This window comes from Bacteroides intestinalis DSM 17393, from assembly GCF_000172175.1.
Lineage (GTDB): Bacteria > Bacteroidota > Bacteroidia > Bacteroidales > Bacteroidaceae > Bacteroides > Bacteroides intestinalis.
Genome location: NZ_ABJL02000008.1, coordinates 285,366 through 298,382, shown reverse-complemented (window position 1 = coordinate 298,382; position 13,017 = coordinate 285,366). Strand labels below are relative to the sequence as shown.

Genomic DNA, 13,017 nt, shown 5'->3' with positions numbered 1-13,017 from the left:
TATGAAGCAGATATACTATGTAATTCAAACACTGCTCCGTGGGCGCGGCAGCAATATCATCAAAGTTCTCTCTCTGGGCTTGGCACTGACGATGAGCATTCTGCTTTTTGTTCGTGTTGTTTTCGAGCAAAGTTATGATACTTGCTACCGTGATCCGGACCGCATCTATCAGCTCTTCTCTATCTTCACTATCAACGGTGAACAGGGGGAACCGGGTGAACTGAACCTGCCTCCTGTAGCAGGTGCCGTCTTGGAGAACTTTCCCCAAGAAGTGGAAGCGGCTGTCAGTGTTTGCAAATACATGGCTTTTGGACCGCTTTATAATGGTAGTGTACGTTTTAAGGATTACGCTGTAATGGCAGACTCACTCTTTTTCCAGACATTGGGCATCGAAGTCCTTAGAGGTGATCCGTTGCATGAACTTCAACAGAAGGATGTGGTCTTTCTGAGTGATCGTCTGGCACAGAAAATGTTTGGTGATGAAGACCCCGTGGGTAAAGTGATAAACTATGATAAACAACTGCAGCTCACTGTAAAGGGTATTTATGCTGCTTTGCCAGAGAACTCCACCATGAACCCTGAAGCTGTCATTTCTATTGTCAGTGCATGGAGTCGTGACTGGGCGGAATATTCATGGGAAGGAGGTGATTCTTTCTTTCAATATATCCGCTTTCGTCCGGGTGTGAAGGTAGATATTGAGAAGTTCAATGCACGCCTAGAGACTGTGATTCATAATTATCTTCCTCAGAATGGGAAAGATAATTCGAGTTATACCTCTATTGTGAAGCCTTTGCGTGATGTATATCGCAGTGGTGACATGGTAAAGCGTATGAATGCCATTACACTTATCCTCGGTCTGGCCATCCTCTTCATTGCAGCAATGAATTATGTACTTATTTCTATTTCTTCACTCTCGTATCGTGCTAAGGCGGTGGGAGTACATAAGTGTAATGGTGCATCAGGCGGTACCGTATTTTCAATGTTCCTGCTGGAGACAGGTATTGTTATCTTATTGTCATTGATACTGATGGTATTGCTGTTGCTGAATTTCCGTGAGATGATAGAGGAGACGATGGAAGTCCGGTTGACATCCCTGTTTGTGTTTGGACGTATCTGGGTACCATTGGTGGTAGTGCTAGGTTTGTTTATTGTGGGCGGTGTGCTACCGGGACGAATGTTTTCGCGAATACCGGTGTCACAGGTTTTTCGTCACTACACGGAAGGGAAGAAAGGGTGGAAGCGTCCGTTGCTTTTTATTCAGTTTTTGGGTGTGGCTTTTATCTGTGGACTGATGTGTGTCATCATGGCCCAGTATCACTATGTGTTGAATAAAAATACTGGATATGATGCCCGGAGTATAGCTACGTCCGATATCTATTTTGATAGTGACTCCGAACGCGATGCTGCCCGTCAGTTCTTTTGCGGACTCCCTTATGTGGAGGATGTGGAATCTGCCAGTTATCCACCCTGTATCGGCATGAGTGGTATGAGGATAATGGATGAAAGCGGGCAGTCACTTTTCTCATCACGCTACTGTGTAGAGACAGAAAACTACCCTAAAATGATGGGTATGGTGATAAAGGAAGGTCGTATGGCACGGGAACGCAATGAGGCTGTGGTGAATGAAACATTTGCCAAGACTATGCGCTGGGGAGATGATATCGTGGGACGTATAGTGCATCAAGGAAATACAAGTCTGGGAGATCTGCGTGTTGTGGGAGTGCTCAAAGATTTTCATACAGCATCATTTTATGTGCCGCAGCAGCCACTTATTGTACGATGCGGACGGTTTGGTGCTTGTATCCATGTACGCCTGAAAGAGCCTTTTGCGGAGAACCTGAGGCGGCTGAATAGTGAGGCATCCGCTGCTTTCCCTACGAAAACAGTAGATTTCTGCTCTCTGGAACAGGATATGGCGGAGAATTATAATATCGTCCGTGTCTTTCGTAATGCTACTGTACTGGCAGCGGTAGTCATGTTTTTTGTCATGCTGATGGGCTTGATCGGTTATACTACCGACGAGGTACGCCGTCGTTCCAAAGAAATTGCTATCCGCAAGGTGAACGGTGCAGAGTCGTCTACCATCTTAGAAATGTTGTCGCGTGATGTACTTTGGGTAGCGGTGCCGGCAGTCATCATGGGTACTGTGGGGGCGTGGTATGTAAATGGAATATGGATGGATCTCTTTGCAATACAAGTACCTCTGGGAGGATCAGTGTATGTATTGGTAGCTATTGCTAATTTAATGATCATTACGGCATGTGTTGTATGGAAAGCATGGAGCATTGCAAATGAAAATCCGGTGAAGAGTATTAAGAGCGAATAAATTATTATAATAGATAAAAGTTATCATTATGAGACACCTTTATTATACCCTGCAAACTTTGCTTCGCGGACGCGGATCAAATATCATTAAAGTTATTTCTTTGTCATTAGGGCTACTGATGTCTGTTTTCCTTTTTGCACGTATTGTTTTCGAGTTGAGTTTTGATAATTTCTATCATGAACCGGAGAATCTTTACATTGTCAAGACCGGTTGGATGAATAAGGGAGTGTTGAGTGGTGGAGAGGGGTATAATACCATCCAAACTATTCCTGCTGCCATTGCAGAGGAGTTTCCTGATGAGGTACAGAGTGCTACTACCAGCTGTTCTCTTTTTGGTAAGGAGTATCGCTTGGGAGAACATAAGTTCATGTTACCTACAGTGATGGCAGATACTCTTTACTTTGCCACCCTCGGTATCGAAGTATTGGAGGGAAATCCACAGGAATTGGCAAATCCGGATGCAATATTCTTGTCCCATACATCGGCACGCACTATTTTCGGCAGTGAGTCACCATTAGGGAAGACATTGAATTACTCAATTGGTGGTACTACGGTACCTATGCTCGTAAAAGGTGTCTATGCTGATGTGCCACTGAATACAGAATTATATACCCGTCCTGAAGCTATTGTCTCTTTTCCCAGCATCGAACGGCATACCCGTTGGTCTTTAGGCTGGAACAGTGGTGGTAATTACGACGGATACGTACGTTTACGAAATCCTACTGATGCTAATAAATTGAATAAGCATCTCTCAGTTGCTATTGCCCGTCATATTCCGGAAGAGAGCGGGTTGGAACTGAAAGTTACTGTGTATCCTATGCGTAGTCTGCACCTTGCCAAGCCGACGGTACGGAAAATGATCTGGATCATGGCATTGCTCGGCGTAGTGTTACTTTTCACAACAACACTAAATTATGTGTTGATATCAATAGCTTCACTGACGCAACGTGCAAAATCCATTGGTGTACACAAGTGCAGTGGAGCATCCGAACGTAGCATTTTCTCCATGTTTCTGATGGAGACAGCGGTAGTGATTCTACTGGCACTATTATTGATAGGAGTGTTGGTGTATGTTTTCCATGAAAAAATGGAAGAACTGGCATCTATTCCGTTGAGTGTTCTCTTTGCCTGGCAGAACTTGTGGGCACCTTTGTCTGTAGTTGCTCTCTTATTTCTGTTGGGAGGATGTTTGCCTGGTATTTTGTTTTCGCGTATACCGGTGACGCAAGTGTTCCATCGCTATACTTCCGGACGTCGTGGTTGGAAGCGGGTACTATTATTCATACAGTTTGGAGGTGCGGCATTCATACTGGGCATGATGCTGGTGGTATTTATACAATATAATTATGCAATCGGACGTGATCGTGGTTTCCGTCCTGAACGCGTTGCATACGTTTACCACCGATTAGAAAATCCGGATAACTTGCGTAGTGTTCTTTTAGGATTACCCTATGTAGAGTCTGTGGCTTCTGCCAGTGCATCGCTACTGGGATTTTATGCTCCTCACATGGTGACTGATAATCAAGGAAACCGGCTTTTTTCTCCTCGCTTTTCTATATTCGATACGGATTATCTGGATTTTATCGGCTTACGACTTAAAGCAGGTAAAAACTTATCGGGTAGTGGACAATTACTTGTAAACCGCACTTTTGTAGAAAAGATGAAATGGGAGGGTACCGGTATAGGTGAACACGTAAATGATCTGGGTACAGTAGTAGGTATTTTGGATTCGTTCAGTTTTCCTCTTGCACCGGATGATAGTGATCCGGTTATGATAGCTTGGACGGAAGGCATAGAAAGCACTCTACATGTGCGCCTGAAGAAGCCTTTTGACGATAATCTTATCCGGCTGAATGAAGAGATGCAGCATGTGTATCCGCAGAATGAGTTACTGTTTCGTTCAATGGAAAAAGAGATGCGAAGTTATTCGGAATCCGTTCGCATATTCCGTGATGTCACTTTATTGGCATCTGTTACAATCTTGTTTATCATTCTTATGGGGCTCATTGGCTATGTAAATGATGAAATTCGTTTGCGCTCCAAGGAAATAGCTATTCGTAAGGTGAATGGAGCAGAAGTGAGCGGTGTGCTGCGCCTACTGACGCGTGATGTCTTGTGGTTGGCAATTCCGGCTGTAACGATTGGTACAATCGGAGCATTCAAAGCCGGTGAAGTTTGGATCAGTCAGTTTAGGGATGCTATTTCCCTGCCTGTAATGGGGTATATGGGTGTTGCTGTGACTCTGCTTATGTTTATTATCATGTGTGTCATAATTAAGGCATGGCACATTGCTAATGAGAATCCGGTGAAGAGTATTAAGAGTGAGTAACTGTTTCCTGTGTTCGGGTAACCTTTCGTATATACATACACAGTACTGTGAGTGCTGTTAGGAAAGCAAAGAAATCGGCAACGGGCATACTGGTCCAAATTCCATCCAGTCCCATGAAACGGGGAAAGAAAATTAGACTGGGAAGCAGATATAAAAGTTGCCGGGTGAGCGAAAGGAATATACTGATTTTAGCTTTTCCGATACTTTGGAAGAAATTACCGATTACAATCTGTGCGCCCACCAATGGGAACATCAGCACGCAGATGCGGACACCGCGAGAAGCAATGTCAATCAGTTCTTGATCGTTCGTGAAGATAACGGATACTGCATGTGGAAAAAGTTCGCAAATGAGGAAACCACTGCTTGTGATACACACACCGGTCAGGATGCTCAGTTTCAACGTTTGCTTCACACGGTCGTGTTTCTGTGCTCCAAAGTTATATCCAACAATTGGTTGCATACCCATAGTCAGACCTAATACAATCATTATATAGAGTGTAAGCAGGCGATTGATGATACCGTAAGCTCCGATGGCCATATCGCCTCCGTGACGTTGTAACGTATTGTTAATGATAATCACAATGACACAGGCACATACATTCATGAGGAAAGGAGACATGCCGATTGAAAAGATGCTACTGATGATGCGTTTCTTCAGTTTCCAAAAGTCCGGACGGAAACGAACGAAACTATCCTTATCAAGGAAATGCTTCACAACCCATACCATACCGATGAACTGTGAAATAACGGTTGCCGTAGCTGCTCCACGAATTCCCCAGTCAAAATGGAAAATGAAGATAGGAGCAAGGATGATGTTACAGACCACTGTTACCATGGAAGTCAACATCGCCTTTTTAGGATATCCTGTGGCACGCATAATATTGTTTAGCCCGATCATTGTATAAGTAATTGGGGTGCCTGCCAGGATAATTTGCATGAAGTCACGTGCATAAGGTAATGTTTCGGAACTGGCACCGAAGAATCTTAATATATCATCCAGAAATAGAAAAGCAAGTCCACCGAATACTACTGCATTAATCAGACAAAACATCAGCGTATTTCCCAGTACTTCAGTTGCTCCGTCTAAATCTTTTTGCCCCAGACGGATGGATGAAATGGTAGAACCGCCTGCTGATACCAGCGTACAGAATGCTACCACAAGGTTCATCAAGGGGAATGTAATAGCCAATCCGGCAATACCCATTGCACCTACACCATGACCAATGAAGATACTGTCGATAATGTTGTATAGGGAAGTTATTGTCATGCCGATAATAGCGGGTATGGAATACTGCAACAGCAGTTTTCCGATGCTCTCGGTACCTAATATGTGAGGGTTATTATCCATAACTATTTATCTAAAGAAAGTGATGAGTCCGCGTTCGTCCGCTCCGGTCCATGTCGTCCGCGTATCTGGTATTCGCAGCAAAGTTACTCATTTATTTGCTCGGTTCAAGGATTATTCTGACCTTTGTATCGTAATAGATAAGGTATTAACATTATAAGGTAAAAGAAAGTTTATATGGCTGAAACTAAAAACATCGCCGTTCTCTTCGATTTCGACGGTGTCGTTGTCGACACAGAGACGCAGTACAGCGTTTTTTGGCATAAAATGGGAGTAGATTACTTAGGTATGGAAGATCTGGAAAGTCGTGTAAAGGGGCAGACCCTGATGTATATCTACGATACCTTCTTTCCCGGTATGACAAAAGAGAGAGAGGAAATCACTGCAGGTCTCGACCGCTTCGAACAGGATATGTCATACGATTTTATTCCTGGAGTGGAGGAATTTATTGCCGATCTTCACCGTAATGGTGTGAAAATGGCTGTAGTTACCAGTTCCAATGATAAGAAAATGGAAGCTGTATACCGTGCTAGACCTGAAATCAAAAGTATGTTCGACCGTATTCTCACGGCAGAAATGTTCACTGCTTCTAAACCTGCACCCGATTGTTTTCTGCTTGGTATGGAAGTATTTGACACTACGCCTGAAACAACTTATGTTTTTGAGGATTCCTTTAATGGGCTGAAAGCCGGAATGGCTTCCGGAGCTACAGTTATTGGTCTGGCTACCACTAACTCACGGGAAGAAATTACCCCGTTGTGCCACTATGTTCTGGATGATTTCCAGGGATTCACTTACGATAAATTAACTGAATTGCACAAGTAAAGGGAAAAAGGATTACCTTTGCGGCGATAAATAAAAGTACGAACTACAATTTACGATATATGATTTGCAACGTGTATCTGTACACAGTCAAAATTGTACATTGTAAATGATTAAATTGTAAATGAAACTATGGCTGGATATATTTCAGATGACACTCGTAAAGTGACTACTCATCGCCTTGTTGAAATGAAGCAAAGAGGCGAAAAAATTTCTATGTTGACATCCTATGATTACACTATGGCACAGATTGTGGATGGTGCAGGTATGGATGTAATCCTTGTGGGTGATTCTGCCAGTAATGTAATGGCTGGTAATGTGACGACACTTCCGATCACCCTTGATCAGATGATCTATCATGCTAAGTCTGTAGTTCGCGGAGTAAAACGTGCTATGGTTGTAGTGGATATGCCTTTCGGTTCTTACCAGGGCAATGAGATGGAAGGGCTTGCTTCTGCCATCCGCATTATGAAAGAGAGTCATGCAGATGCTTTGAAACTGGAAGGTGGCGAAGAAATAATAGGTACTGTAAAGCGCATTCTGAGTGCAGGTATTCCTATTATGGGACATCTGGGACTGATGCCGCAATCTATCAATAAGTATGGTACTTACACTGTTCGTGCCAAGGATGATACCGAAGCTGAGAAACTGGTACGTGATGCCCATCTGCTGGAAGAGGCAGGATGCTTTGCCATTGTGTTAGAGAAAATCCCGGCGGAATTGGCAGAACGTGTGGCCAGCGAACTTACTATTCCTATTATCGGTATTGGTGCCGGCGGTGGAGTAGATGGACAGGTGCTGGTAATTCAGGATATGCTGGGTATGAATAATGGTTTCCGTCCCCGTTTCTTACGTCGTTATGCCGATTTGCATACGATAATGACTGACGCTATAAGCCGTTATATATCTGATGTGAAGAACTTAGACTTCCCGAATGAGAAAGAGCAATATTGATAATCTTTGGTCGCTGGGATTTATGCGGATATGCATGGCTAATTTCCTGCTTTTTGCATCCCTATATATGCTATTCCCAGTACTGCCTGCGGTGATGGTGTCACGCTTAGGCATTTCTACTGTACAGGTGGGTAGTATGTTTTTGGTGTTTGCGGTGGGTATGTTCCTTGTAGGACCATTTCACGCATATCTGGGAGATGCGTATAAGCGAAAGCACGTGCTTGTCTACTCCACATTTATAATGTTAGCAGCGACGGTGGGTTATCTATTTGCTGATACTTTAACGAAATTGCTGTTACTTGCCGTTGTGCAGGGAGGAGCTTTCGGATTAGCGGCCACAGCGGGAATTACAGTTGCTATTGATATTACAAATTCTCCGCACCGTAGCGCAGGGAATATGACATATGCTTTGGCGGCTCGTCTGGGTATGTTGGTAGGAGTGGGAGTAGGAATATGGATGCTCCAGCTCAAAGGCTTCAGCATGGTAGTGTATCTTTCCGCATTGTGCGGTATATTTAGTATACTGTTTGCATTGCGGGTGTATGTTGCTTTCCGTGCACCTATAGGTATAGGACGTTTTAATATCGACCGTTTTTTACTGTCACGGGCTTGGTTGCCTGCTCTCAATGTAGTGCTGATAGCTTTTGTGTCGGGGATAGTAATACCTATAATAAAGGATGGGGATTACAGTGCGACTTTCTTCCTGGTTGTTTTGGTGATACTTACAGTACCTCTTACGAAGATATTCGTCAAGCTTTCGCAGCATTGCCAGCGTGGAACAGCAAATACAACTTGCCATTTGGCTATGGAAACGGGAATTTTAATAGGTATTGCAGTTTGCTGCTTCCTGTCAAACAACATAGAACTGTATTCTATGTTTGAAGATGGTTCAAGCATTGAAAAACCACACTTTTATGTAGATTTTCAATTGATCTATAAAATTATAGGTGTGGGAATCATTGTAGCACTACTATTTTATTTCCTGCTGACACGTCCCTATTATAAGAGAAGACGAGTGAGATAAACCCGTGTCAAAACAAATATGGGATAAAAATAATCCCTCCAATGATTGCCGCCGCAACAGCGCATACCAGTACTGCACCGGCGGCAATATCTTTTACTTGTCCTGCAATGGGATGACGCTCCGGTGATACCAGATCCACCAATCTTTCAATTGCCGTATTGAAGAGCTCCGCAGCTACGACCATACCAATACAAAGGATAATGATCATCCATTCCGTACGTGTAATGTCGAAAAGGATCCCTGCACCTATCACGATTATTGTAGTAATCAGGTGGAAACTAAGATTCTGTTCTTTCCCAATACATTGCCGGAGGCCTTTCCAGGCGTATCCAAAGCTTCTGATTTGTTTCTTAAAATCGTATTTCATATTCAATTTCTTGAAACTTGTTTCACTCCTTTTACTGTTCTCAGCTTCTTTATAAGTGTTTCCAAACGTCCCGTATCGCCTACCATAATTGTCATAGTGCCGGAGAATAGTCCGTCATGAGAGTCTATACCGATGGAGCGTAGAGAAATATCATTTTCTTTAGATATGATCGAGGTGATGTTAGTTACAATACCAATATCATCATGGCCTACCACACGAAGCGTTATAGGATATTGTGTACCTTGCGATTTACCTGCCCAACGTGCTTTTACAATCCGGTATCCGAATCGTTCGCGTAGTTGAGTGGCATTGGGACAATCGCTACGATGTATCTTAATACCACCGGTCACACTCACAAAGCCAAATACATCATCTCCATAAATCGGGTTACAGCAACGTGCTAACTTGAAGTCCAACCCTTTCAGATCCTGATCGATTACCAGTACATCTTCTTTTGAACGAGTGATTTCATCATTCTGCGTTTGTTGTAGGTTATATCCTTCAGCACTACGGTATATAATGTCGTCATGCGTATCATTTTCCCGTCTCTGTTGTTCCAGATATTTGTCGATAATTTCGTTTACATCCAATGTTTCATCGGCAATGTTTTGATAGAAGTCAGTCACAGTCTTGAAACCGAGGCGTTTAATGAGGCGCATCATGACAGCTTCATCATATTCTATTTTCCGGTTTTTGAATTTCCTTTCAATAGTTTCTTTGGCAAAGGCATGCTGGCGGGCAACCATCTCTTTCAAAGCTTGGCGTATCTTGGTACGTGCTTTGGAGGTAGTCACGATGTTCAGCCAGTCCTGCTTCGGTGTCTGGGTATTCGAAGTCATAATCTCCACTTGGTCACCACTGTTCAGTACCTGACGAAGTTGCGCATTCTTGCCATTAACTTTTGCACCGATACATTTGCATCCCAATTTACTATGGATATGAAAAGCAAAATCCAGCACTGTTGCACCTTTACCTAACTTAAACAGATCACCTTTCGGGGTGAACACAAAGACTTCATCCTCATACAAATCCAGTTTGAACTGGTCCATAGCTTCCAATCCATTGCTATCTGAATTTTCCAAAGCCTCACGTACCGTAGTCAGCCATTCATCCAATCCTGTTTCACCCTTCACACCTTTATAGCGCCAGTGGGCGGCCAAGCCTCGTTCGGCAATATCGTCCATGCGTTCAGTACGTATCTGTACTTCTACCCATTTACCTTCAGGGCCCATCACGGTGATGTGCAATGATTCGTAGCCATTACTTTTGGGCACGGATAACCAGTCGCGCAGACGTTTGGGATTGGGTTGATACATATCTGTTACAATGGAATAGGCTTGCCAGCATTCCTGTTTCTCCTTCTCCACAGGTGAGTCCAGAATGATACGTATGGCAAAAAGGTCATACACTCCTTCGAAAGGGCATTTCTGCTTCTTCATTTTTTGATAGATGGAGTGGATGGACTTTGTACGTCCTTTGATGTGGAAATGTAGTCCGGCCTCTTCCAGCTTTTTCTGCATCGGGGTGATAAAAGCTGCAATATACTTATCGCGGGATGCCTTTGTTTCGTTTAGTTTATCCTTAATATGGTAATAGACCTCTTTTTCTGTATATTTCAGGGAGAGGTCTTCCAGTTCCGATTTCAGCTTATATAACCCCAATTTATGGGCGAGGGGAGCATAGAGATATGCAGCCTCGTTGGCCACTTGTCGGCGGGCTTCGTCGTTCTTACTATCTTTAATCTGCCGCATGATATTCACACGGTCAGCAATCATTATCAGGATTACGCGCATATCTTCCGCAAAAGAGAGCAACAGATTGCGAAAGTTTTCCGATTCGATAGTCGGGCTTTTGGAATAAAGTTCATTTACGCGTATCAGTCCACGGATAATGCCGGCCACATCTTCACCGAAAGCAGCCTGCACCTCTTCGGGAGTACAAGCTCCGTTTCTCACACTTTCGTGCAACATAATACCCAGAATCGACGCCCGCTTCATTCCGATTTCTTCGGCAACGATAACGGCAGTCTGCATATCCTTAACCAGTGGATTTAATCCGAAAGTGTCGCGTTGAACCCGGTTATCCTTTATAGAGTTGATAAGATGTGTTTTCAGTTTTCTGCAGTCGCCCTTCTGTAATGTCTCACCGGTCAACTGTAATAATTTTCGGTAGAGAGAGAAGAGCAATTTCTTCTCTTCAGTAGTGAAAAATTCATCTCTTTCCATAATCGTCCATTTTTGTGGTGTAAAGGTAGTTTTTTTCTTCTTTTTCTTGATAGGGCTTGCAGTTTTTTTGTATTTTTGGCAATCAATTAATAAAAATAGATAATATGATAACACCGCAAGACAAAGAGTTGCTTATGCAAAAAGGTATCTCAGAAGAACAGATAGCCGAACAACTGGCTTGTTTCGAGAAAGGTTTTCCATATTTGAAGCTGGCTGCTGCCGCTTCTCTGGAAAAAGGAATTCTGGCTCCTGCAGCAGATGAGCAAAAGCTCTATCTCGATGCATGGGACGCTTATACCCGGACAGATAAGGTTGTAGTGAAGTTTGTTCCTGCATCAGGTGCAGCGAGCCGTATGTTCAAGAATTTGTTCGAATTTCTCGGAGCTGATTATGATGCCCCCGAAACTAAATTTGAAAAGACATTCTTTGAACAGATTGAAAAATTCGCTTTCTATGATGATTTGAATGCTGCCTGTGAGAAGATGTCTGGAAAAGATATTTCTGCGTTGGTGTCTGAAGGAAACTATAAAGCCGTAGTTGCTGCACTGCTTGAAGCAGCAGGATTGAATTACGGTGCATTGCCGAAAGGTCTGCTGAAATTCCACAGATATGAAGACGGTAACCGTACACCGCTGGAAGAACATCTTGTAGAGGGTGCGCTCTATGCAGCTAATAAGAATGGTAAAGTAAATGTGCATTTTACAGTTTCTCCCGAACACCGCCGTTTGTTTGAAGCATTGGTAGCAGATAAAGCGGCTGTTTATGCAAAGAAATACGGAGTAGATTATAATGTAACTTTCTCTGAGCAGAAACCGAGTACGGATACAATTGCTGCCGATATGGATAATCAACCTTTCCGTGATAATGGTAAGTTGCTGTTCCGTCCGGGCGGCCATGGTGCATTGATCGAAAATTTGAATGACCTGGATGCAGATGTGATCTTTATTAAGAATATCGATAATGTGGTGCCCGATAAGCTGAAAGGTGATACTGTGCTCTACAAAAAGTTGATTGCCGGAGTATTGGTTGCTTTGCAACAAAAGGCATTTGCTTATCTGGAACTTTTGGACAGTGGCAGATATACTCATGAACAGGTGATTGAAATACTGCAATTCCTGCAAAAGAAACTCTTCTGTAAGAACCCTGAAACCAAGAATCTGGAAGATGCCGAACTTGTACTTTATCTGAAAGAGAAGTTGAACCGTCCGATGCGTGTATGCGGTATGGTGAAGAATGTAGGCGAACCGGGTGGTGGTCCGTTCCTGGCATATAACAGTGACGGAACTATTTCTTTGCAAATTCTTGAAAGCTCTCAAATTGATATGGATGATCCGGAGAAAAAAGAAATGTTTGAGAAAGGAACGCACTTCAATCCTGTAGATCTGGTTTGTGCCGTACGTGATTATAAAGGCCGTAAGTTTGACCTTGTAAACTTCGTAGATAAAGCTACCGGTTTTATTTCTTACAAATCGAAGAATGGTAAGGATCTTAAAGCACTGGAACTTCCCGGTTTGTGGAACGGTGCAATGAGTGACTGGAATACAGTATTTGTAGAGGTGCCTCTAGGTACATTCAATCCGGTGAAGACGGTGAATGATTTGCTGAGAGATCAACATCAATAAATG

At 43.3% G+C, this 13,017-nt stretch carries 9 protein-coding genes; 6 read left to right on the top strand and 3 right to left on the bottom strand.

Annotated elements, in window-relative coordinates:
• Position 1 precedes the first annotated feature (1 nt).
• Both BACINT_RS10675 and BACINT_RS10670 read left to right on the top strand, forming a co-directional pair.
• Positions 2-2,326 carry an FtsX-like permease family protein gene (locus tag BACINT_RS10675; RefSeq protein WP_007662916.1) on the top strand — a complete coding sequence of 775 codons (2,325 nt, stop codon included), beginning with the start codon at positions 2-4 and terminating at the stop codon, positions 2,324-2,326.
• A gap of 28 nt (positions 2,327-2,354) precedes the next feature.
• A complete protein-coding gene (locus BACINT_RS10670; protein WP_044154996.1) occupies positions 2,355-4,655 on the top strand; it encodes an ABC transporter permease in 2,301 nt (766 codons plus the stop codon).
• Here BACINT_RS10670 and BACINT_RS10665 read toward each other — a convergent pair.
• Positions 4,642-6,003 carry an MATE family efflux transporter gene (locus BACINT_RS10665; protein ID WP_007662912.1) on the bottom strand — a complete coding sequence of 454 codons (1,362 nt, stop codon included), beginning with the start codon at positions 6,001-6,003 and terminating at the stop codon, positions 4,642-4,644. The two genes, BACINT_RS10670 and BACINT_RS10665, sit on opposite strands and share 14 nt — an antisense overlap.
• Before the next feature lie 174 nt (positions 6,004-6,177).
• Between BACINT_RS10665 and BACINT_RS10660 the strand changes: the two genes are divergently transcribed.
• From BACINT_RS10660 to BACINT_RS10650, 3 genes are all read left to right on the top strand, one after another.
• Positions 6,178-6,825 (top strand): HAD family hydrolase, encoded by a 648-nt coding sequence (locus tag BACINT_RS10660; RefSeq protein WP_007662910.1) that lies wholly within the window; start codon positions 6,178-6,180, stop codon positions 6,823-6,825.
• A gap of 129 nt (positions 6,826-6,954) precedes the next feature.
• Positions 6,955-7,776: a 3-methyl-2-oxobutanoate hydroxymethyltransferase gene (panB, locus tag BACINT_RS10655; protein ID WP_007662906.1), complete on the top strand. Its 822-nt coding sequence runs from the start codon at positions 6,955-6,957 to the stop codon at positions 7,774-7,776.
• On the top strand, positions 7,757-8,800 hold the full coding sequence (locus BACINT_RS10650) for an MFS transporter (RefSeq protein WP_007662905.1): 1,044 nt from the start codon (positions 7,757-7,759) through the stop codon (positions 8,798-8,800). Before panB ends, BACINT_RS10650 begins: the two co-directional genes overlap by 20 nt.
• Before the next feature lie 7 nt (positions 8,801-8,807).
• On the opposite strand, the gene BACINT_RS10645 is transcribed toward BACINT_RS10650, so the two are convergent.
• On the bottom strand, positions 8,808-9,167 hold the full coding sequence (locus BACINT_RS10645) for a diacylglycerol kinase family protein (RefSeq protein ID WP_007662904.1): 360 nt from the start codon (positions 9,165-9,167) through the stop codon (positions 8,808-8,810).
• Between the two features lie 2 nt (positions 9,168-9,169).
• On the bottom strand, positions 9,170-11,392 hold the full coding sequence (locus tag BACINT_RS10640) for a RelA/SpoT family protein (RefSeq protein ID WP_007662903.1): 2,223 nt from the start codon (positions 11,390-11,392) through the stop codon (positions 9,170-9,172).
• Positions 11,393-11,496: 104 nt separating this feature from the next.
• Between BACINT_RS10640 and BACINT_RS10635 the strand changes: the two genes are divergently transcribed.
• Complete coding sequence (locus tag BACINT_RS10635) at positions 11,497-13,014, top strand: DUF4301 family protein (RefSeq protein WP_007662902.1); 1,518 nt, start codon at positions 11,497-11,499, stop codon at positions 13,012-13,014.
• Positions 13,015-13,017 lie beyond the last annotated feature (3 nt).